21 protein-coding genes are annotated in these 21,741 nt (G+C 67.8%); 14 read left to right on the top strand and 7 right to left on the bottom strand.

Annotation, left to right across the window (positions count from 1 at the left end; translation table 11 throughout):
* Positions 1-10 precede the first annotated feature (10 nt).
* From urtE to J2S75_RS10965, 3 genes are all read left to right on the top strand, one after another.
* On the top strand, positions 11-700 hold the full coding sequence (gene urtE / locus J2S75_RS10975; RefSeq protein WP_307019895.1) for an urea ABC transporter ATP-binding subunit UrtE: 690 nt from the start codon (positions 11-13) through the stop codon (positions 698-700).
* 72 nt (positions 701-772) lie between these two features.
* A complete protein-coding gene (fmdA, locus tag J2S75_RS10970; protein WP_307019894.1) occupies positions 773-2,002 on the top strand; it encodes a formamidase in 1,230 nt (409 codons plus the stop codon).
* A gap of 144 nt (positions 2,003-2,146) precedes the next feature.
* On the top strand, positions 2,147-2,503 hold the full coding sequence (locus J2S75_RS10965; RefSeq protein ID WP_307019892.1) for an FmdB family zinc ribbon protein: 357 nt from the start codon (positions 2,147-2,149) through the stop codon (positions 2,501-2,503).
* Between the two features lie 207 nt (positions 2,504-2,710).
* Here the strand turns inward: J2S75_RS10965 and ggt are convergent, their stop codons facing one another.
* Positions 2,711-4,462 (bottom strand): gamma-glutamyltransferase, encoded by a 1,752-nt coding sequence (ggt, locus tag J2S75_RS10960; protein ID WP_307019891.1) that lies wholly within the window; start codon positions 4,460-4,462, stop codon positions 2,711-2,713.
* 355 nt (positions 4,463-4,817) lie between these two features.
* Between ggt and J2S75_RS10955 the strand changes: the two genes are divergently transcribed.
* Both J2S75_RS10955 and J2S75_RS10950 read left to right on the top strand, forming a co-directional pair.
* Complete coding sequence (locus J2S75_RS10955) at positions 4,818-5,291, top strand: YaiI/YqxD family protein (protein ID WP_307020073.1); 474 nt, start codon at positions 4,818-4,820, stop codon at positions 5,289-5,291.
* 26 nt (positions 5,292-5,317) lie between these two features.
* Positions 5,318-6,076 (top strand): 3-keto-5-aminohexanoate cleavage protein, encoded by a 759-nt coding sequence (locus tag J2S75_RS10950; protein WP_307019890.1) that lies wholly within the window; start codon positions 5,318-5,320, stop codon positions 6,074-6,076.
* Between the two features lie 12 nt (positions 6,077-6,088).
* On the opposite strand, the gene J2S75_RS10945 is transcribed toward J2S75_RS10950, so the two are convergent.
* From J2S75_RS10945 to ppc, 3 genes are read right to left on the bottom strand one after another with little or no spacing between them, the layout of a single operon-like run.
* Positions 6,089-6,721, bottom strand: a complete 633-nt coding sequence (locus tag J2S75_RS10945; protein WP_307019889.1) for an FMN-binding negative transcriptional regulator — start codon at positions 6,719-6,721, stop codon at positions 6,089-6,091.
* Positions 6,722-6,778: 57 nt separating this feature from the next.
* On the bottom strand, positions 6,779-7,072 hold the full coding sequence (locus J2S75_RS10940) for a cupin domain-containing protein (RefSeq protein ID WP_244375737.1): 294 nt from the start codon (positions 7,070-7,072) through the stop codon (positions 6,779-6,781).
* A 5-nt stretch (positions 7,073-7,077) separates the two neighbouring features.
* A complete protein-coding gene (gene ppc / locus J2S75_RS10935; RefSeq protein WP_307019888.1) occupies positions 7,078-9,870 on the bottom strand; it encodes a phosphoenolpyruvate carboxylase in 2,793 nt (930 codons plus the stop codon).
* A 425-nt stretch (positions 9,871-10,295) separates the two neighbouring features.
* Between ppc and J2S75_RS10930 the strand changes: the two genes are divergently transcribed.
* Both J2S75_RS10930 and J2S75_RS10925 read left to right on the top strand, forming a co-directional pair.
* The gene (locus J2S75_RS10930; protein WP_307019887.1) at positions 10,296-10,457 is read left to right on the top strand and encodes a hypothetical protein; all 162 of its coding nucleotides are present in this window, start codon (positions 10,296-10,298) and stop codon (positions 10,455-10,457) included.
* Positions 10,458-10,725: 268 nt separating this feature from the next.
* Entirely contained in the window at positions 10,726-11,742 is a 1,017-nt protein-coding gene (locus J2S75_RS10925; protein WP_307019886.1) for a Tim44 domain-containing protein, read from the top strand.
* Positions 11,743-11,801: 59 nt separating this feature from the next.
* On the opposite strand, the gene J2S75_RS10920 is transcribed toward J2S75_RS10925, so the two are convergent.
* Positions 11,802-12,191, bottom strand: a complete 390-nt coding sequence (locus J2S75_RS10920) for a DUF805 domain-containing protein (protein ID WP_307019885.1) — start codon at positions 12,189-12,191, stop codon at positions 11,802-11,804.
* A 107-nt stretch (positions 12,192-12,298) separates the two neighbouring features.
* Between J2S75_RS10920 and J2S75_RS10915 the strand changes: the two genes are divergently transcribed.
* Positions 12,299-12,712 (top strand): GNAT family N-acetyltransferase, encoded by a 414-nt coding sequence (locus J2S75_RS10915; protein ID WP_307019884.1) that lies wholly within the window; start codon positions 12,299-12,301, stop codon positions 12,710-12,712.
* A gap of 9 nt (positions 12,713-12,721) precedes the next feature.
* Here the strand turns inward: J2S75_RS10915 and uvrB are convergent, their stop codons facing one another.
* On the bottom strand, positions 12,722-15,322 hold the full coding sequence (gene uvrB / locus J2S75_RS10910; protein WP_307019883.1) for an excinuclease ABC subunit UvrB: 2,601 nt from the start codon (positions 15,320-15,322) through the stop codon (positions 12,722-12,724).
* Positions 15,323-15,359: 37 nt separating this feature from the next.
* Positions 15,360-16,046 (bottom strand): hypothetical protein, encoded by a 687-nt coding sequence (locus J2S75_RS10905; RefSeq protein WP_307019882.1) that lies wholly within the window; start codon positions 16,044-16,046, stop codon positions 15,360-15,362.
* Between the two features lie 324 nt (positions 16,047-16,370).
* On the opposite strand from J2S75_RS10905, the gene J2S75_RS10900 reads away from it, so the two are divergent.
* The 6 genes from J2S75_RS10900 to J2S75_RS10875 all read left to right on the top strand — a co-directional run bounded on the left by J2S75_RS10900 (position 16,371) and on the right by J2S75_RS10875 (position 21,546).
* Positions 16,371-17,081, top strand: a complete 711-nt coding sequence (locus J2S75_RS10900; protein ID WP_307020072.1) for a cysteine hydrolase family protein — start codon at positions 16,371-16,373, stop codon at positions 17,079-17,081.
* A gap of 75 nt (positions 17,082-17,156) precedes the next feature.
* Complete coding sequence (locus J2S75_RS10895; RefSeq protein WP_307019881.1) at positions 17,157-18,773, top strand: regulator; 1,617 nt, start codon at positions 17,157-17,159, stop codon at positions 18,771-18,773.
* Between the two features lie 138 nt (positions 18,774-18,911).
* Positions 18,912-19,265 carry a cupin domain-containing protein gene (locus J2S75_RS10890; RefSeq protein WP_244375718.1) on the top strand — a complete coding sequence of 118 codons (354 nt, stop codon included), beginning with the start codon at positions 18,912-18,914 and terminating at the stop codon, positions 19,263-19,265.
* A 96-nt stretch (positions 19,266-19,361) separates the two neighbouring features.
* Entirely contained in the window at positions 19,362-19,979 is a 618-nt protein-coding gene (locus J2S75_RS10885; protein WP_307019880.1) for a hypothetical protein, read from the top strand.
* Positions 19,976-20,659, top strand: a complete 684-nt coding sequence (locus J2S75_RS10880) for a ribonuclease T2 family protein (RefSeq protein ID WP_307019879.1) — start codon at positions 19,976-19,978, stop codon at positions 20,657-20,659. Before J2S75_RS10885 ends, J2S75_RS10880 begins: the two co-directional genes overlap by 4 nt.
* A complete protein-coding gene (locus J2S75_RS10875) occupies positions 20,656-21,546 on the top strand; it encodes a 23S rRNA (adenine(2030)-N(6))-methyltransferase RlmJ (protein ID WP_307019878.1) in 891 nt (296 codons plus the stop codon). The genes J2S75_RS10880 and J2S75_RS10875 overlap by 4 nt, the downstream gene beginning before the upstream one ends.
* Positions 21,547-21,741: the final 195 nt, after the last annotated feature.

Here is a 21,741-nt window from a genome sequence, read left to right as displayed (position 1 = left end):
GGGGCGGATCATGCTGAACGTATCCAGGCTGCACGTCTCCTATGGCGAGAGCGAGGTTCTGCACGGCCTCAACTTCACCGTGGCGCCGAATGAGATCATCGCCATCATGGGCCGCAACGGCATGGGCAAGACCACGCTCATGAAGTCGCTCATGGGCATCGTGCCGACCAAGAGCGGCGCGGTGAGCGTCGGCGCCACCGACATCACCCGGCTGAAGAGCTATGAGCGCGTCAAGAACGGCGTCGCCTATGTGCCGCAGGGCCGCATGATCTTCTCCACCATGACGGTGCAGGAGAACATAGAGACCGGGCTGATCCCGCGCGGCGAAAGCAAGGTGCCGCCCGACATTTACGAGCTGTTCCCGGTGCTCCTGGAAATGAAGGGCCGGCGCGGCGGCAACCTCTCCGGCGGCCAGCAGCAGCAGCTCGCCATCGCCCGGGCGCTCGCCACCGCGCCGAAGGTGCTGCTGCTCGACGAGCCGACCGAGGGCATCCAGCCCTCCATCATCCGCGACATGGCCCGCACGCTGAAGCGCATCCGCGACGAGCGCGGGCTGTCCATCGTGGTGTCGGAACAGGTGCTGTCCTTCGCCCTCGACATCGCCGACCGCGTGCTGGTGATCGAGAACGGCGAGATCGTCCACGAGGACCGGCGCGCCGATGTCGACGAGGCCAAGGTCGCCCGCTTCCTGTCGGTCTGAGCCCGGCCGGACCGCTCCGCCCGCCTTTACCGCTTGCCCAAGATCCCAGCTTGTCCACGGGGAGTGAGACGCATGACCGAGACGCTTATCAAAGTCGACCTGAACCAGTCGGCCTATGAAAACGACATGGTTCACAACCGCTGGCACCCGGACATTCCGATGGTGGCCTGGGTGAAGCCGGGCGATGATTTCATCGTCGAGACCTATGACTGGACCGGCGGCTTCATCAAGAACAACGATTCCGCCGACGATGTGCGCGATATCGACCTGTCGATCGTGCACTTCCTCTCCGGCCCCATCGGGGTGAAGGGCGCCGAGCCCGGCGACCTGCTGGTGGTCGACCTGCTCGACATCGGCGCCATGCCGGACAGCCAGTGGGGCTTCAACGGCTTCTTCTCCAAGAAGAATGGCGGCGGCTTCCTCACCGACCATTTCCCGCTGGCGCAGAAGTCGATCTGGGACTTCAAGGGCATGTACACCTCCTCGCGCCATGTGCCGGGGGTGAACTTCGCCGGGCTGATCCATCCCGGCCTGATCGGCTGCCTGCCCGACCCGAAGCTGCTGGAGACCTGGAACACCCGCGAGCAGGCGCTGATCGACACCAACCCGACCCGCGTGCCGGCGCTGGCCGTCCCGCCCTTCGCCGCCACCGCCCATATGGGCCGGCTGACCGGCGACGCGCGGGACGCCGCCGCCGCCACCGGCGCGCGCACCGTGCCGCCGCGCGAACATGGCGGCAATTGCGACATCAAGGACCTGTCGCGCGGCTCCAAGATCTATTTCCCGGTCTATGTCGAAGGCGGCGGCCTCTCCATGGGCGACCTGCATTTCAGCCAGGGCGACGGCGAGATCACTTTCTGCGGCGCCATCGAAATGGCCGGCTGGGTGCATCTCAAGGTCGAGGTGCTGAAGGGCGGCATGGCCAAGTACGGGATCAAGAACCCGATCTTCAAGCCCTCGCCGGTGACGCCGAACTACAAGGACTATCTGATCTTCGAGGGCATCTCGGTCGACGAGGCCGGCGGCCAGCACTATCTCGATGTGCACATCGCCTATCGCCAGGCCTGCCTCAACGCCATCGAGTACCTGAAGAAGTTCGGCTATTCCGGCGCCCAGGCCTATTCCATCCTCGGCACCGCGCCGGTGCAGGGGCACATCTCCGGCGTGGTCGATATTCCGAATGCCTGCGCCACGCTGTGGCTGCCGACCGAGATCTTCGACTTCGACATCAACCCGACCGCGGCCGGACCGACGAAATTCCTCGACGGCTCCATCGACATGCCGCTGTCACCGGACCTTTGACCCCCTCTTACGTCCGGTGCATGCGGGGCGATGCCAAGGCATCGCCCCGCCCTCCATCACAAAGGATGTGCGCCGCCCATTCCTTCCCCTTCCGAGGAAACGCCCAAGGGGTCGCGCTCAAGACCCGTACACAGGGACATGCCGATGCCCGTCTATGAATATGAATGCGAAAGCTGCGGCGATTTCACCGCGATGCGGCCGATGAGCGAATATCAGGCCCCGCAGCCCTGCCCCGATTGCGGCGCACTGGCGCCGCGGGTGATGCTCACCGCCCCGCATTTTTCCGGCATGTCGCGCGAGAGCCTGACCGCCCATGCCACCAATGAGCGCGCCAGCCACGCGCCGATGACCACGGGCGAATATGCGGCGAAGCGGCACCCGTCGAGCTGCTCCTGCTGCTCGGGCGGCATGAAGAGCCGCTCGAAGAAATCCAAGACCGCCACCGCCGCCTCAGGCGCCAAGAGCTTCCCCTCCGCCCGGCCGTGGATGATCAGCCATTGAGGCCGTGTGCGCCCTCATCCCCGGGCTTGACCCGGGGATCCAGCCTTTCGGCCGTGTGCGATGTCGCCGCTGGGTGGCCGGGTCAAGCCCGGCCATGAGGGTGAAAGGTGGTGCGAAGCGACACGTCTCCTGCGGCCTTCGCCTCTCGCACCGTCATCCTGAGGTGCGAGCGGAGCGAGCCTCGAAGGATGCCGTCCGGGCGCGCTCTCACTCCCCGATCGCCACGCCCTCGCGGCGGGGGTCGGCGGCGCCGACCAGCCCCTGCGGCGTGATCGCCACCGCCTGTACGCCTGAGGTCATCGCCCCCGTCTTCACGCTGAAGCCGAGCGCGGCGAGGCCCGGCGCCAGCGCCTCCGCCGCCGTTCCCGCCTCGATCTCCACCGCGTCGAAGCGCGCCAGCACATTGGGCGCGGCGATGGCGTCGGGCAGGCTCATGCCCCAGTCGAGATGGGCGATCAGCGTCTTGGCGACATAGCCGATGATCTGGCTGCCGCCGGGCGAACCCAGTGCCAGCACCGGGCGCCCGTCCTTCAGCACGATGGTGGGGCTCATCGAGGAGCGCGGCCGCTTGCCCGGCTCCACCCGGTTGGCCACCGGCACACCGTCCTTGTGCGAGCGGAAGGAGAAGTCGGTCAGCTCATTGTTGAGCAGGAAGCCGCCCACCATCAGCCGCGACCCGAAACCCGCCTCGATGGTCGAGGTCATGGAGACGATGTTGCCCTGCGCGTCGACGATGGTGATCTGGGTGGTGGAAGGCAGTTCCGGCGCCAGCCCGTCCGCCCGCTCCGGGACGATGGAGGCGTGGTCCCAGGCCGGCTTGCCGGGCGCGACCTGCGGCAGCGCATCATCGCCCTGCAGAAGCCTGGCCCGCTGGGCGAGATAATCGCGCGCCAGCAGCCCCTTGGTCGGCATCGGCACATAGTCGCTATCGGCCATGTAGCGTTCGCGGTCGGCGAAGGCGAGGCGCGAGGCATCGGCGATCAGCCGCCACGCCCCGGGCGAGGTCGGGCCGAGTGTCTTCAAATCATAGGGCTCCAGCAGGCCGAGGATCTGGCCCAAGGTGAGCGCGCCCGAGCCCGGCGGGCCCATGCCGCAGACCTCCAGGCCACGATAGGCGCCGCACACGGGCGCGCGCTCCTTCACCCGGTAATCGGCGAGGTCCTCGTCCTCCAGCAGGCCAGGATTGGCCGCGCCGCGCACCGCCGCGACGATCGCCTTCGCCAGCGCGCCGTCATAGAACGCCGCCGCACCACCTTCCCGGAGCAGGCGCAGCGTCTGCGCATAGGCCGGGTTCTTCAGCAGCGTGCCCGCCGCCAGCGGCACGCCGGCGGCGTCGAGGAAATAGGCTTTCGCCGCGGGATCGCGCGCGAGCGTGTCGACCTCGCCGGCGATCAGCCCGGCAAGGCGGGGCGAGACGGAAAAGCCGTTCTCCGCCCGCTCCAGCGCCGGGGCGAACAGCGCCTTCCAGCTGAGGCGCCCATAGCGCCGGTGCACCGTCTCCAACAGTGCCGGCGTGCCCGGCGTGCCGACCGAACGCCCGCCGACCACCGCCTCCATGAAGGCAAGCGGCTGGCCCTGCGCGTTCTGGAACAGGGTCGGCGTCGCCGCGCGCGGCGCGGTCTCGCGCCCGTCAAAGCTGGTGAGCGTGCGGGTCGCGGCATCCCAATAGACCAGGAAGCCGCCGCCGCCGAGGCCGGAGGATTGCGGCTCGACGAGGCCGAGCATCAGTTGCACCGCGACCATGGCGTCGACGGCGTTGCCGCCCGCGCGCAGCATCTGCGCGCCGGCCTCCGCCGCCAGCGGGTTCGCCGCCGTCACCATCCAGTTCCGGCCGGTGGCGGATTTCGGCGCGATCGCCAGCGCGCCCGCCGCCTCCGGCGCCCGCACGTCGGAGGCCTGCTGCGCCTGCAACGGAGTGGCGATCAGCACCAGCGCGATAAGCCCGTGCCAGAGTTTCATGTCCGCCGCCCTCCCGCCTGTCGTGCACTCAAGATTGCGCGCCGTAACGCGAAGTGAACAGCCGATTCCTGCCCCGCACTGCAACAAGCGCGTGACCTTTCCACGAATCGGTCTAAGCTTCAGTTGTCGTCAACAATCGAAAGGAGGTGATCCAGTGTCTGATCGTCTTGATCCGCGGTCGTCGGTATCCGTGACCTGGACGCTTGCCTCTTCTGAGGTTCGTTCCGCGTGATGCGATACGTCGCGCTGCCCTTCTAGGCAGTTAACGGACCGAACCGCGGTCTGACATGGGAAGGGCTGCCCTCGCGGGCAGCCCTTCTTGCTTGTCTCCCCGCATCTCACCGCAAGGACTACTTTGCCGAAGCCGATCCTCATCTATATCGACGCCGACGCCTGCCCGGTGAAGGACGAGACCTATCGCGTCGCCGCCCGCCACCGGCTGAAGGTGTTTCTGGTCGCCAATTCCTGGATCGCCATCCCGCGCGACGCCGAGGTCGAGCGCGTCATCGTCGCCGCCGGGCCGGATGTCGCCGATGACTGGATCGTCGAGCGGGTGGAAGAGGGCGACCTCGTCATTACCGCCGACGTGCCGTTGGCCGCCCGGGTAGTGGCGAAGGGGGCGGAGGCCATCGGCCCGACAGGGAAACCCTTCACTGCCGCCTCCATCGGCATGCAGCTGGCGACCCGCAATCTGATGGCGGATCTGCGCGAAGCCGGCGAGATCACACGCGGCCCCCGCCCCTTTTCGCCGCGCGACCGCTCGGAATTTCTGCAGGCGCTGGAGCGCTCTGTGCAACGCCTGAAACGAAAGGGCTTTCTGGCGGGTTGAAGGGAGCAAGGAAAAGGGAGACCGCAATGCTGCAAGCCTGCCTCAACGGATCGCGCGACAGCGCCTTCCATGCCTACACGCCCCTCACCCCCGCCCGCCTCGCCGCGGACGCCGCCGCCGTGGTCGCGGCCGGGGCGAACGAGCTGCACCTGCACCCGCGCGATCCCTCCGGCGCCGAAACGCTCGACCCCGCCCATGTCGCCGCCGCGCTCGACGCCATCCGCGCCCGCGTGCCGGGCGTGCCCATCGGCCTCTCCACCCATGCCGGCATCGCCCCCGGCGGCGCGGCGCGGCTGAAGGCAGTGAAGGGCTGGACGGTTCTGCCGGACTATGTGTCGGTCAATCTGATCGAGGACGACGCGCCCGAGATGATCGCCCTCGCTCTGTCGCGCGGCATCGGCGTCGAGGCGGGGCTGTGGTCGGTGGGGGATACGGAGCGCTACATCGCCCTGCCCGAAGCCAAGAAATGCCTGCGTATCCTCATCGAAATCAACGAGCAGGATATCGAGCAAGGGCTTACCGTCGCCGCCGCCATCCGCAAGCTGCTGGCCCGCGCCAGCCTCGACGTGCCGGTGCTGCAGCACGGCTATGACGCGACCGTCTGGCCGCTCTACCAGGACGCGCTGATGCGCGGGCTGGACGGGCGCATCGGGCTGGAGGACGGCAAGCACCTGCCCGATGGCAGCGAGGCGCCCGACAATGCCGCCCTCATCAAGGCCGCCTTCCGCCTCGCCCGCGTGCCGCCGAACCTGCCGCCGGAAGCCGTGCCGCCGCTGGCGGGGTGAAGCGGGGGCCGTTCAGCCCCGCGGCGCCGGGATCAAGTCCGCCACGCGCCGCTCGTCCGGACGCTCGCTGCCGGCCAGCCCTGCCGCCACGCCGGCGCGGTCGGCCTCGGAGCGGTTCTGGCTCATCTTGCGCTTGCCTTCCAGCCGGGTGATCGGCAGCCGCAGCCCGACAATGCCCCGAAGCTGCGCGGCGACAAAGGACTCGGGCGCATCGCTCACCGACCAGGGCTCGGCGCGCTTCTGCTCATAAAGTGCGGTGAGCCGCGTCACCGCCGCCAGCAGCCGCTCGGGATCGTCGAAGAATTCGGCCACGCCATAGGCGTGCACGGCCTCATAATTCCAGGTCGGCACGACTTTGCCGTGCTCGGCCTTGGCGGCGTACCAGCTGGGTGTGATGTAGGCATCCAGTCCTGAAAACAGAACCAGCGCCTCGCCTATCGGCGCCGCCTTCCATTGGCCATTGGCCCGGGCGAGATGCCCGTAGAGCACGCCGTGCTCCCCCTCGCTCGCGTCGAGAAACAGCGGCAGCGGTGTCGCCATCAGCCCCTCGGCGGTGGCGGTGACCAGCGTCGCCAGTCGCGCCTCGCGCATGATGCTGCGCAGGATCGCGGGGTCGTCTTCGCGGAAGGCGGGCGGCGTATACATGACAAACCCCGGCAGGGATGGCGGCTGCCGGCACTCGACGCCGGCCCACACCGCCGCCTATTTCATCTCCACTTCGACGAAACTCATCGGCGCATCGCCGGCATTGCGGACATCGTGGCGGATGCCGGCGGGGCGCGAATAGGCGGCCCCAGCCGCCATGGCGATTTGCGTCACCACCCCGTCGACATCGATCTCCATCAGCCCGTCGGTGACGAAGACGATGGCATAGTCCATGGCGTGCTCGTGCCAGCCTGTCGTGGCGCCGGGCGCGAAATCCCAGCGGGTGATGCGCACGCGCGCATCGTCCGCCAGCTGGGTCGCAACGGCGGGAATGGTGCAGGCGAACGCCATGAGATTTATCCCGAGTTCCGCAGCCCGGCGGAGATGCCGTTAATGGTGAGCTGGATGCCTTGCAGCACCTTCTCGTCGGTATCGCTGGCGCGGTATTTGCGCAAGAGGCCGACCTGCACATGGTTCAGCGGGTCGATATAGGGGAAGCGGGCGCGGATCGAGCGTTCCAGCAGCGGGTTGGAACCCAGCAGCGCCGGCTGCTGCGAGATCGCCAGCAGCGCGTCGATGGCGCCCTGGTGCTCGGCGCGGATGCGGCCGAAAATGCTCTCGCGCAGCTCCGCGTCCTCCACCAGCGCGGCATAGCGCGAGGCGATGGCGATGGAGCTCTTGGAGAGCACCATGTCCATGTTGGACAGCTGGGTGCGGAAGAACGGCCATTCCCGGTACATCTCCTGCAGCAGCGGCAGGCCATCGGGGTGCGCGTCCAGCCAGTGACGCACCGCCGTGCCGAAGCCGTACCAGCCCGGCAGCATCAGCCGGCACTGCGCCCAGGAGAACACCCAGGGAATCGCGCGCAGATCCTCGATCCGCCGCGTCTTCTTGCGCGAGGCCGGGCGCGAGCCGATGTTCAGCGTCGCGATTTCGTTGATCACGGTCGATTCCCAGAAATAATCCTCGAAGCGCGGGGTCTCGTAGACCAGCGCCCGATAGGCGGCGAAGGCGGCGTCGGAGAGCTCCTCCATGACGGTGAGATATTCCTCGCGCGGCGCTTTGGCGTCGCCGGAAAGCAGCGTCGCCTCCATCGTCGCCGCGGCGAGGATTTCGAGATTGCCGCGCCCCACCGCCGGGTTGGAATATTTGGACGAGATGATCTCGCCCTGTTCGGTGATGCGGATCTGCCCCTGCACCGCCCCGCCCGGCTGGGCGAGAATGGCGTCGTAGCTCGGCCCGCCGCCGCGCCCCACCGAACCGCCGCGCCCATGGAACAGGCGCAGCCGCACGCCATGGCGCTTGAACACTTCGATCAGCTCGATCTCGGCCTTGTAGAGTTCCCACCCCGAGGTGAGGAAGCCGCCATCCTTGTTGCTGTCGGAATAGCCGAGCATCACTTCCTGCACACCGCCGCGGCTGTCCACCAGCTTGCGGTATTCGGGCAGGCGGAACATCTGCTCCATCACCTTGGCGGCGTTGCGCAGATCGCCGATGGTCTCGAACAGCGGCACGATATGCACCGCCGAGGCGCCGGCCGGCTCGACCAGGCCGACCTCCTTCAAGAGCAGCGCCAGCTCCAGCATGTCGGAGACGCTTTCCGCCTTGGAGATGATGCAGGTCTGGATCGCTTCCGGCCCGTAAATCGCGTGGATGCGGGCGCAGGTGCGCAGCATGGCGAGTTCGCCCACCGTCTCGTCGGAATAGGCGGCGAAGGGCGAGGTGAGCGGGCGCGCCGTGGTCAATTCACGCAGCAGCAGCGCGACGCGGGTGCCCTCCGGCAGCGCCTTGTAGTTCGTGCCCGGCGCCGCCACCTCGAACAGCTCGGCGACGCAGCGCTCATGCACGTCGGAATTCTGCCGCGAATCGAGCACGGCGAGGTGGAAGCCGAACGCATCCACCGCCCGCCGCAACGCCCGCAGCTTGCCGCCGGCGATGACGCCGGACTTATGCGCCTTCAGCGACGCGTCGATAATGTCGAGATCAGCGCGCAATTCGGCCGCCGAACCATAGGGCCGGGCCGCCGGCATCTGGGTAATGCCCAAGAGATCGGCAACTTCCAGCCGGAAGGCGGTGGCGCGCAGGCGCGAGGCGATGGCGGTCACCGCGAGGCGGTAGGGCTCGTTGCGCCGGTGCGGCGAGAGATCGGGCGAGGCGTCCACCAGCGCCAGCAGGTCGCTCGACACGCTCACCCGGATCGTGCTGATGGAGAGTTCGGCGCCGAGACTGTCCAGCTCTTCGAGATAGAAGCGCACCGCCTGGGCGGACTGCATGCGCATCGTCTCGCGCGTCACCTCGGCGGTGACGAAGGGATTGCCGTCGCGGTCGCCGCCGATCCAGCTGCCCATGCGCAGGAAGGAGGCAATTTCCGGCGCCTCCCCGGTGCGGCCTTCCATCGCCGCCAGCCGGTCCTCCAGCGCGGCATAGAGCGTCGGCAGCTGGCGCAGGAAGGTGTAGTCGTAATAGGAAAGCCCGTTCGCCACCTCGTCCAGCACGGTCAGCTTCGTGCGGCGCAGCAGATTGGTCTGCCACAGCATCAGCACCCGGCGGCGCAGTTCCGCCGCCGCGATTTCCTGCTCTTCCGGCGTCGGGTCGCGGCGGGCGCGGTCGGCGAGCAGCTCCGCCACCTTCATTTCATGCGTCAGGGTCGAGCGGCGGCGCACCTCGGTCGGGTGGGCGGTGAGCACCGGGCTCGCCAGCGCAGTGGCGAAGAAGGCGCGCAGATCGTCGGTCGAAATACCGGCCTCGCGCGCCCGCTCCAGCGCCCGCGCCACCGTGGCGGGACCGGACGCGCTGCCATTGGCCGCCGCCGCCCGCATGCGGCGGATGACGTTCTGGTCCTCGGCGATGTTGGCGAGATGCGAGAAATAGGAGAAGGCGCGGACAATGGAGATGGTCTGGTCCGGGCCGAGATCGCTCAGGATCGCTTCCAGCTCGTGCCGGGCGCCCTCGTCCTCCTCGCGGTGAAAGCGGGTGGAGACGCGGCGTATATGCTCCACCAGCTCATAGATGGCCTCGCCTTCCTGGTCGCGCAGCGTGTCGCCCAGCACGCGGCCGAGCATGCGGATGTCCTCGCGCAGCGACAGGTCGAGTTCGCCATCGGCTTCAGGCTCGGCATCGGAAAGGGCGATGGTCAGGGCAACGGACATGGCGATACTCCTTAAGGCGTAGGCAACTTAGCAATTAGCATGCCGTCGATGACACCCGTGCGGGCGCGCTTATCCCCGGCAAGGCGGGGCGCATCGCGGCGGCAGACCGTCACGGGCGGGATCGCGTTACCTGCGGGTGGCGGGGCCCACGGGAAGGTGAGGCTTGCGGGCCACACACCTAGAGGTTTCTCAGCCTCGCCCCAGAGCCGCCGCGATTGTGAACGAATCCCCCGTCAGGATGAACGCCATGCTCAGGAAAGCTTCATGGTTGAGGGTTCATAAAGAGCATCAGGAGCGCCGACCTGCGGCGGTGCTTTTCGAAACAACCGGCCGAAATCCGTGTTGACCCGACAAGGCCGGCCGCGAGGCCGGTGACATTCACAGTGTAACGCGTATCAGCAAGGACGACGAAAATGCCTCCCGTCATGAACCGCAACGAGGTTCAGGCTCCCCTCGCATCCCCCCAATCCAAGGCTTCCTACACCGGCGCCGTTTCGCCGCTGCGTCCGGCCGACGCGCGCGAGAAGAAGGCCGTGAACGTGCCCGTGGGCTCGATCGCCGCGATCGAATCGCAGCTCGGCTTCTGACGCCGCGCCCCTTGCGGACCCCGCCACGCGCGACGCCACAAACGGCGCCGCGCTTCGATCCTGAATGAGCCGGCGCCCCGAGTCCGCGGGCGCCTCATCACAGGATTGTGTGTCGCCCGCAAAGCGCGGTTTTGCACCGGCTCGCTCCGCTCCGCCGCCCCTGCGCGCCAGCGGTGCAGGCCCGAGGGACTGGATTCCGGGCGGCCTCTTCCCATATGGGTGACGTTGCGGCAACTCCGCACAACACCCTTCGAGAGAGGCCAAGCCCTTGCTTTTCCCGCGTTCGCGTCCCTTCGCCCTGCGTCTGATGATCGGCGCGCTGTTCGTCGCCGCCGGCGTTCTGGTGGCTACCGACTTCGCCGAGGCCCGCGCCGGCCGCAGCGGCAGCTTCGGCAGCCGTGGCACGCGCAGCTATTCGACGCCCGCGCCCACCCCCACCGCCCCGACCGCCCAGCCGTTGCAGCGCTCCGCGACGCCGCAGAATCAGGCCGCGCCGGCGGCCCGCGCTCCCGGCGCGCAGCCCGGCGGCTTTTTCAACCGTGGCGGCTTCATGGGCGGGCTGATGGGCGGCCTGCTCGGCGCCGGCCTTTTCGGCCTGCTGATGGGCTCCGGCTTCTTCTCCGGCCTTGGCAGCCTCTCCGGCATTCTCGGCCTGCTGCTGCAGGTGGCGCTCATCTTCATCGTCGTCCGGCTGGTCATGGGCTGGCTGCGCTCGCGCAACCAGCCTTCCTATGCCGGCGGCGCGCGGCCCGACCCGATGAATCGGGACGCCATGAACCGGGACGCCATGAATGGCGGCGGCCAGGCGCCGCAGCCGGGCGCCATGAGCGGCGGCACGGCCGCACCGCGCGCGGGCTTCGGCACCGCGCCGCGTGGCAAGCCGATCAAGCTGGAAGGCACGGACTTCGACACGTTCGAGCGCACTCTCGCCGAGGTGCAGGCTGCCTATAGCCGCGCCGACAAGGCCGCTCTTTCCACGCTGCTGACGCCGGAAATGGCCGGCTATATGGGCGAGGAGCTGGACGAGCTGGCGCGCGACGGCCTTGAAAACCGGGTCACCGACGTGAAGCTGCTGCAGGGCGACCTGTCGGAAGCCTGGTCGGAAGGCGACGCCGAATACGCCACCGTCGCCATGCGCTACGAGCTGAAGGACGTGACGCTCGACAAGGCCACCGGCCGCGTCGTGCAGGGCGATCCGGACCGGCTGGAACAGGCGGTGGAGTTCTGGACCTTCGCCCGCCCCCCGCGCGGCCAATGGAAGCTCAGCGCCATCCAGCAGGGCTGAGCGGCGTTACATTCGAGAGAAGCGGAAGGGCGGCCCGGGGCCGCCCTTTTTCATGCGCGTCAGAGTTCCAGCGGGTCAGGCCCGAAGCGGTTCGGCCCACGCGTGCCGCGCACCATGAACCAGAAGAACACGACGATGGCGCCGATGCCGGTAAGGATCAGCAGCAGCCACCAGCCGGAGAAATCCATGTCGTGGAAGCGCCGGACGCTCACCGCGATCGAGGGGATAAGCAGGGCGAGCGTCGCCAGCGTGGTGAGCGGGGTGAAGGCGTCGATCTCGCCAAAGGTCAGCAGCGAGAACGCCCCGAACAGGGCGGTGTCGAGCACGCCGGCGGCGATGTTGACGAGAATCTGGAACACGACGAACCACCAATATTCCGAGCGCGGGGCGCGCCCGGAAAAGGTGGCGTACTTGCCGAGAACGCTGGAAACCGCCTGCGTGAAACTCATGTCTTCCCCCGTGCCCCATTGGCGCGAAGCCATATTCTTGGCACGAAAGCCGCGGAACACCACCCCCGCGCCGCCTCGCCCGGCGCCGGTCTGTGGGAGGAACGGCTTTGAAGATCACCATTGAAACCAACCCGGGCGCCGAGGTCCGCGACCTCATCGACCGTGGCCTCGATATTTTCAACGAGGCCAAGGCCGGCCCTTTGGGGGCGTCGCAGCTTTGGGTTATCGCCCGCGATGACGCCGGGGCTACCACGGGCGGGGTCAAGGCCAGCACCTATTTCGGCTGGATGCACATCGCCTGGCTATGGGTGTCGCCGCAGGCGCGTGGCGGCGGGTTGGGCAGCGCCCTTTTGAATGCCGCCGAGGCAGAGGCCCGCGCACGCGGCTGCACCGGGGTACATCTGGAAACCTATAGTTTCCAGGCGCCGGATTTCTACGCGCGGCACGGCTATGAGCGCTTCGGCCAGATCGACGATTATCCGCCCGGCCATTCCAATATCTGGTTGAAGAAGCGCTTCTGAGCGCTCGCCCTACCGCTTCGGCGCGCGCCGTCCGCCCTTGCGATGGCCCTTGGTCATCGGGTCCGGCCGTTCCGGGCGCACCCAGTCCTCCACCCGCAGCGGCTCCACCCGGTCCGTGCCGGGGCCCATGTCGTCGAGCGATGGCTTGACGATGCGCGACGTGCCCGACGGGCCGAAGATGGACGGCTCGCCCGGCTCATAGGCCGCCTGCGCCTCGTCGGCCCGCGCCTCATGCCCTGATGAGACGTGCCCGGGCGAGGAGCGCCGGCCGGACGCGCCGCCTTTGCCCTTCTTCTCCGGCAGATTGGCGGCGCGGCCATATTTGCGCTCGCCGCGATAGCCGCCGGTGCGCTCGTCCACGCTGTCCTGCCGCGCCAGCGGATCGTCGGAGAGCACCAGTTCCGTCGCCTGCAGCCGCTTGATCTCGTCGCGCAGCCGCGCGGCCTGCTCGAAATCGAGATCGGCCGCCGCCTTGCGCATGCGCTTTTCCATGTCGGCGATCACGGTGGCGAGGTTGTTGCCATAGGTGGCCGCGCCCTCGGCGAGGCCCGTATCGACCGTCACATGGTCGCGCTCATAGACGCTGTTGAGAATGTCGCCGATCGCCTTGCGCACCGTTTCCGGGGTGATGCCGTTCTCGGTGTTCCAGGCGATCTGCTTCTCCCGTCGGCGCTGGGTTTCCGCCATCGCCCGCTCCATCGAGCCGGTGATGGTGTCGGCATAGAGCAGCACCCGGCCGTCGACATTGCGCGCGGCGCGGCCGATGGTCTGGATCAGCGAGGTTTCCGAGCGCAGGAAGCCTTCCTTGTCGGCATCGAGAATGGCCACCAGCCCGCATTCGGGAATGTCGAGGCCCTCGCGCAGCAGGTTGATGCCGATCAGCACGTCGAAGGCGCCGAGGCGCAGGTCGCGCAGGATTTCGATGCGCTCGATCGTGTCGATATCCGAATGCATGTAGCGCACGCGGATCCCGTTCTCGTGCAGATACTCCGTCAGATCCTCGGCCATGCGCTTGGTGAGCACCGTCACCAGCGTGCGGTAGCCCTTCGCCGCCGTGGCGCGCACCTCGCCGAGCAGGTCGTCGACCTGGGTGCGGGCCGGGCGCACCTCGACCTCGGGGTCGACCAGGCCGGTCGGGCGGATCACCTGCTCGACGAAGACGCCGCCCGTCTTCTCCATCTCCCATTTGCCGGGCGTGGCGGAGACATGCACCGTCTGCGGGCGCATCGCCTCCCATTCCTCGAAGCGCAGCGGCCGGTTGTCCATGCAGCTCGGCAGGCGGAAGCCATATTCCGCCAGCGTCGCCTTGCGGCGGAAGTCGCCGCGATACATCGCGCCGATCTGCGGCACGGTGACATGGCTTTCGTCGCAGAAGATCAGCGCGTTGTCGGGCACATATTCGAACAGGGTCGGCGGCGGCTCGCCCGGCTGGCGGCCGGTGAGCCAGCGCGAATAGTTCTCGATGCCGGCGCAGCTTCCCGTCGCCTCCATCATCTCGATATCGAAGGTGCAGCGCTGTTCCAGCCGCTGCGCCTCCAGCAGCCGTCCCATGGCGTTGAGCTCATCCAGCCGCATCTTCAGCTCGGCCTTGATGCCCTGGATCGCCTGAATCAGCGTCGGGCGCGGCGTGACATAATGGGAGTTGGCGTAGAGCTTGACGAATTTCAGGTCCTGCGACTTCTGACCCGTCAGCGGATCGAATTCCTGGATGCTCTCCACCTCGTCGCCGAACAGCGAGACGCGCCAGGCGCGGTCTTCATAATGCGCCGGGAAAATCTCGATCACGTCGCCGCGCACACGGAAGGTGCCGCGGCCGAAATCGCCCTGGGTGCGCTTGTATTGCAGCGCCACGAGATCGGCGAGCAGGGCGCGCTGGTCGATGCGCTCGCCCACCTCGATCTTGAAGGTCATCGAGGCATAGGTTTCGACCGAGCCGATACCGTAGATGCAGGACACCGAGGCGACGATGATGACATCGTCGCGCTCCAGCAGCGAGCGCGTGGCGGAGTGGCGCATGCGGTCGATCTGCTCGTTGATCGACGATTCCTTCTCGATGAAGGTGTCGGTGCGCGGCACATAGGCTTCGGGCTGGTAATAGTCGTAATAGGAAACGAAATACTCCACCGCATTGTCGGGGAAGAAGCTCTTGAACTCGCCATAGAGCTGCGCCGCCAGCGTCTTGTTGGGCGCCAGCACGAGTGCCGGGCGCTGCAGCCGCTGGATGACATTGGCCATGGTGAAGGTCTTGCCCGAGCCGGTGACGCCGAGCAGCACCTGGTCGCGCTCGCCCTGCTGCGCCGCCCGGCACAGTTCCTCGATCGCCTGCGGCTGGTCGCCATTGGGCGTGTAGTCGGATTTCAGCACGAATTTGACGCCGCCTTCGGACTTCTCCGGCCGCGCCGGCCGATGCGGCACCCAGAGCTGGCCGTCCACTTCGGGCCGGCCGCCCTCGATCAGCGCCGACAGCGCAGCAACAGTAGCGGAAGCGCCCGAGGTCGGCGCCACGCCGAGCTTTTCGGCAAGGGCGGGATCGAGCGTGGCGGATTGTGCGGGCTCGAAAGCGCGCTGGGAGCGCTCGGAGAACCCGCCGGGACGTGCTGCTTTGGCCATGGCCGCAATATGGGGCCGCCCCGCCCGGATGGAAAGATCAGGAGCCGGCCAGGTTGCGCTGGATCGGCACGAAGGAGAACACGACGCCCCGGCCGGCGACGCCGACGCTGTACTCCCGCTTCAGCGCGGCCGCGATCTTGGGCTGGACCGCCTTCAGCTTCATCTCAACATCGGCCGAAAGGCTGGCGCCACGCTTTCGCTCGAACACGATATCGCCGACATAGACCGCCTTCACCTGATAGATGGCGAGGCTGCCGGTGCGTGAGGCGACGGACGCGCGGCAACGCTTCTGGCCCATGAGGCCCTCGAACACGACGTCGGCGTCGGTCGCCGGGATGCTATATTTGGTCACGTTGACCATCTTGTAGTCGAAATAGCTGGTGAAGGCGCCGGTCAGTCCGACGCTGGCGAGTGCGTTGGAAATGCCCGAGGCCGAGGCGTCGATCGATAGCCGGTCCGCTATATTGATGGCATCCACCCGCCCCTCGGTCGGGTTATTGACCTCGAACGGTCTCAGGTCGACGACCTGGCACAGGGACTCGATCGAGACCGGCCGGCTAAGCTCTCGGGTCGGGGCTTCGTCCGCGTAATAGAGCGAACCGACATAGATTCCGGTCTGCGGCGGCCGGATTTCCCGCGCTCCTAGCTCCGGCGCCAATCCGGTAGGTTTACACCCCGCCATGGCGACGCACGCCAGAGCCACCGCCCATACCCCGTATCGCATGCTCGCTCCCCACTACCAGAGATAGACAATTACTAGGAAACCATTTGTAGTTGTCAATGCATCCCGGTCGCGATCTGCCCGCGCGGGCTCCGGGGCGCCGTGCGGGGGCATAAAGTGCCTGTCGCCTCGGCAACGCATGGGAGCGATGCCGGAAACATGTGCGGGCGTCTTGGGCACTACCGAGCCAGCCCGAAAGAACCCGCACCATTTCAATGCGCTAGAATGTAGTGACTAATTTAGCGGCATTGGCACGTCACATGCATACCTGAGTGTATGCATGTGACGGCGCCATGGCACCGTCGGACCCCCTCCTCCATCGTGGAGATGCCGATGCCCCAGCCCCTCCTCGCCGCCGAGCCCACGCCGCTCGCCTTCACCCCGGCCCGCGCGGCACTCATCATCATCGACATGCAGCGCGACTTCCTGGAGCCGGGCGGCTTCGGCGAGACGCTGGGCAATGACGTGTCGCGTCTGCAGGCGGCGGTGAAGCCCTGCAAGGCCGTGCTCGCGGCTTCCCGCGCCGCCGGGCTGCTCGTCATCCACACCCGCGAGGGCCATCGCCCGGACATGATGGACGCCCCGCCGGCCAAGGTGGAGCGCGGCTCCCCCACGGCCCGCATCGGCTGCGCCGGCCCGATGGGGCGCATCCTCATTCGCGGCGAGCCCGGCCACGACATCATCGCCGAACTCGCCCCCGCGCCGGGCGAGCCGGTGCTCGACAAGCCCGGCAAGGGCGCCTTCTACCAGACCGACCTCGAACTGATGCTGAAGAACCGAGGCATCGACACGCTGCTGGTGGCCGGCGTCACCACCGAGGTCTGCGTCCACACCACCATTCGCGAGGGCAATGACCGCGGCTATCGCTGCGTGGCGCTGGCCGATTGCTGCGCCTCCTACATCCCCGAATTCCACCGCGTCGGGCTGGAGATGATCAAGGCGCAGGGCGGCATTTTCGGCTGGGTGTCGGATTCCGCCGCCCTGCTCGCCGCGCTCGACACCTCACCCGCGATTGCGGCCTCCGCCAGCGCCGCCTGAACCCGCCTGCCGCCTCCGGCGCCCGGCGCCGCTTTCACCGCGTCCCCGTCATTCGTTCTTCGAGGGATACCGAGCATGTCCGCGACTGAAATGACCCCGATCTCACCCGCCCGCACCGGCATGCGCCCGACCCTGTGGACGCGCGGTGACTGGAATGCCCTGTTCGGCTTCGGCACCAACATCCTCGTCAACATGCTGGTGCTGACCGGCCTGCTGCAATTCGTGCTGAAAATGCCGCCCGACATCGTCTTCGGCCGCATCCTGCCGGCGGTGGGGCTGATGATGTTCCTCTCCACCGCCTATTACGCCTGGCTCGGCTACCAGCTGGCCAAGCAGACCGGGCGCGACGATGTCTGCGCCCTCCCCTCCGGCATTTCCGTGCCGCATATGTTCGTCGTCACCTTCGTCATCATGCTGCCGATTGGCGCGGCGACCGGCGATCCGATCCAGGGCTGGGAGGCGGGGCTGGTCTGGGTGTTCTTCCAGAGCTTCATCCTGATGATCGGCGGCTTCGTCGCGCCCTATATCCGCAAGATCACTCCCCGCGCGGCGCTGCTCGGCACGCTGGCGGGCGTGTCCATCGCCTTCATCTCCATGCGCCCCGCCTTCGAGATCTTCGCCACGCCGGTAATCGGCCTCACCTGCTTCGCCATCATCATGGTGAGCTGGTTCGGCGGGGTGAAATACCCGCGCGGCATCCCCGCCGGCCTCATCGCCATCGCGGTGGGCATGGCCATCGCCTGGGGCTCGAACCTCGTCGGGCTGAACTATGGCGGCATGAGCCTCGCCAATGTCGGCGCCGCCCTCGCCACCTTCGGCTTCGCGGTGCCGCTGCCGGCCTTCGACCATGTGTTTCACGGCTTCAGCTATCTCGGCGTCATCCTCGTCACCGCCATCCCCTTCGGCATCTATGATCTTGTCGAGGCGATGGACAATGTGGAAAGCGCCGAGGCGGCGGGCGACCATTACCCCACCACCCGCGTGCTCACCGCCGATGGCGTGGTCAGCCTCATCGGCTGCCTGATGGGCAACCCCTTCATCAACGCCGTCTATATCGGCCACCCCGGCTGGAAATCGATGGGCGGGCGCATCGGCTATTCCGCCGCCACCGGGCTGATGGTGATCGTGCTGTCCTGGTTCGGCATCATTGCCCTTTTGCTGGCGCTGATCCCCGTCGTCGCCATCTCGCCGATCCTTCTGTACATCGGCATGCTGATCGGGGCGCAGGCGTTCCAGACCACGCCCGCCAAGCACGCCCCCGCCGTGGTGCTGGCGCTCACCCCGCATCTGGCCGCCTGGGCCAAGCTGCTGATCGACAATTCGCTGGCTGTCGCCGGCACCTCGGCCGCCGCGCTCGGGCTGGAGAAGCTCGGCGCGGTCGGCGTGCTCTATCACGGGCTGGAAGTGATGGGCGGCGGCGCCATTCTGGTCGGCCTGGTGCTGGGCGCCATCGGTGTGTTCGTGGTCGAACGGCAGTTCGTCAATGCCGCCGCCTTCGCCCTTGCCGGCGCCGTCCTCACCTTTTTCGGCTTCATGCACGGGGAAAGTGTCGGATTCGGCGTGACACCGGCGGTAGCATTTGCTTACCTTCTGGTTGCCGGCTTCCTCTTCGCCTGCGCCAAATACGCGGCGCTGGAGGGGGCGCCCGCCGGAGAGACGGCAGCAGGGCCGCAGCCGGCACCGGCGGAATAGACCTTCGCTTCGATGCTGGGGGGTGTCGAAGCAGCTTGAGACGGCGCGGCACATCCCGCAGGATGTCCCGCGCCGCTCTTGCTTCCGGCCCCTTCAGGAAGCCGGACCGCTCCCGCCCCTGCCGTCCGCGAGGTCTCCATGTCGTTCCTGCTTTCCTTCGACCCGGCCACACTCGGCGCGCCGGAGGAAACCGCCCCGCCCGCCGACCGCCTCCTCTCCGGCGATCCGCGCCACCGCACCTGGAACGCCGAAACGCTGCCGGACGGCGCGCTGTTCGCCGGCATATGGGAATCCACCCCGGGCGCCTGGCGGGTGGATTATGAGGAGTGGGAGTTCTGCTCGATCCTCGAAGGCGTCTCCATCCTGCACGAGGATGGCGAGGCGCCGGTGACGGTGAAGGCGGGCGACACCTTCGCCCTGCGGCCGGGCTTCAAGGGCGTGTGGGAAGTCGTCGAGACCACCCGCAAGCACTATGTCATCCGCCTGATCTGACGGCGGTGCGCAAATCCGGCGAAGTGTGGCCTTGCCGTCATTGACCGCGCGGCAGGCGCGACGCATCTTCGCCGCAGACTCTGTAGGAGACGCGCGATGCCGGCCGACATGAAGCATGCCAAGGGACGGGTGACGCGGGCGATGGCGCGAGCCGCGACCGGCACCGCCGCGCTCTTCCTGCTCGCCGCCTCGCTCGGCAGCGCCGAGGCCGCGAACTTCTTCGAGAAGAACTTCTGGCTGTCGGGCCCCAACTACAGCGGCAACGTGCCGGCCTGCGACACGCCCGGCGCGCTGTCGAAGATCCAGAGCGACTTCGCCACCACCGAATCGCGCTTCTGGAATTCCAAGCTCACCATCGACCGCATCGACCATGTGCGCGAGGTGGCGTTCCGCCCCTGGGGCGAGCAGTACATGCCGCGCCGCTATTGCCGCGCCGAAGTCATCATCTCCGGCATCGAAGGCACGCCGCATTTCGAAAGCGAAGGCGCCTATGGCAGCGGCGCCTATGACGGCCACATCACCGGCAAGCCGGCGGCTCAGCCGATCGGCAAGGCCCATGGCAAGGCGCCCGGCCTGCCGCGCACCCACACCGTGTGGTACTCGATCATCGAGGATGGCGGCTTCCTCGGCGCCTCCTGGGGCGTGGATTTCTGCGTCGAAGGCTTCGACCGCTCCTGGACCTACGCCCCGAATTGCCGCATGGCCCGTCCGTGACGCGGGCATGGGCGGCGGGGCTCGCCCTCGCCGCGCTGCTTTTCGCGCCGCTCGCCGCCAGCGCCCAGAACAAGGGCGAACCCGGCCAGTTCGACCATTACGTTCTCGCCCTCTCCTGGTCGCCCTCCTATTGCGAGGCGATGGGCACGCGCGCCGAGCCGGCGCAATGCGCCCCAGCTCGCCCCTTCGCCTTCGTCGTGCACGGGCTGTGGCCGCAATATAAGCGCGGCTGGCCGGAAAGCTGTGTCGCCCCCGCGCCCTTCCTCCCCGAGCCGCTGCTGCGCTCGATGCTCGATGTGATGCCGAGCCGCCGGCTGGTGCTGCACCAGTGGCGCAAGCACGGCACCTGCGACGGCACCGATTCGGCCGGCTATTTCGCCACCGTCCGCCGCGCCTATGAGCGGGTGACGATACCCGAGGCCTTCCGCCGGCTCGACGACTACCGCATGGTCTCGCCCGGCGAGGTCGAAGCCGCCTTCCGCGCCGCCAATCCGGGCCTCGAACCCGACATGATCGCCGTCGCCTGCGACGGCCGCCGGCTGACCGAGGTGCGCATCTGCCTCAGCCGGACGCTGGATTTCACCCCCTGCCCGGACGTCGACCGCCGCGCGTGCCGGGCCGAACGGGTGGCGGTGCCGCCGCAGCGCGAGGGCCAAGGGGCGCCACAGAGGACCGAATGAACTACCGCCACGCCTTCCATGCCGGCAATTTCGCCGATGTCGTCAAGCATGTCGTGCTCGCGCGCATCCTTGCCTATCTCGGGCGCAAGGATGCCGCCTATCGCGTCATCGACACCCATGCCGGCGCCGGCCTCTACGACCTCACCGGCGACGAGGCCCGCCGCACCGGCGAGTGGGAGGGCGGCATCGGCGCCGTGCTGCGCGCCCGCTTCAGCCCTGCTGTGACCGAACTGCTCGCCCCCTGGCTCGACGCGGTGCGGGCGGTGAATCCGTCGGCCGCGGACGATGCGGCACTGGCCGCCAGCCTCTCCCGCTATCCTGGCTCGCCGCTCATCGCCCAGGCGCTGACCCGCCCGCAGGACCGGCTGCTGCTGTGCGAAACCCAGCCCGGCGTGCGCGCGGCGCTGGAGGAATCGGTCGGCCGCGATGCCCGCGCCAAGGTGCTGGCGACCGATGGCTGGCAGGCGCTCAGCGCCTATGTGCCGCCCAAGGAGCGGCGCGGCGTGGTGCTGGTCGACCCGCCCTTCGAGGAGCCGGGCGAGTTCCACCGCCTCGCCCAGGGCCTCGCCGAGGCGCATAAGCGCTGGGCGGGCGGCATCTACCTCCTGTGGTACCCAATCAAGGATGTGCGCGCGGTCGACGCCTTCCGCCGCGAGATCGAGCGCGCCGGCATCCCGAAGACGCTGAACATCCAGTTCGACCTGCGCGCCGTGCGGCAGGCCGACACGATGACCGGCTGCGGCCTCATCGTGGTCAACCCGCCCTTTACCCTCGCCGAGGAACTGCGCACCGTGCTCGGCGCCCTCGCCCCGGCGCTCGCCACCGACGGCGCCGGGCGCGTGCGCGTCGGCTGGCTGACGCCGGAGCGCGGGTCCGGCGCCCCGTAGAGCAATTCCCGCAAAAGTGCGTAGCGGTTTTGCGATAGGAATTGCGTATAGCCAGAGAGCCAGAGCAGTTCCGGTGAATCTGCATTCACCGGAACTGCTCTGGCCCCGCCCCGTCATCATCCGGCATCGGTCTTGCTTCATCCTGGCCCGGACCGACGTAACCGGCGGATGGGCACGCCCGTCCGGGGGTAAGGA

It is taken from the genome of Ancylobacter polymorphus, from assembly GCF_030813495.1.
Lineage (GTDB): Bacteria > Pseudomonadota > Alphaproteobacteria > Rhizobiales > Xanthobacteraceae > Ancylobacter > Ancylobacter polymorphus.
This window is presented reverse-complemented; position numbering and strand designations above follow the sequence as displayed.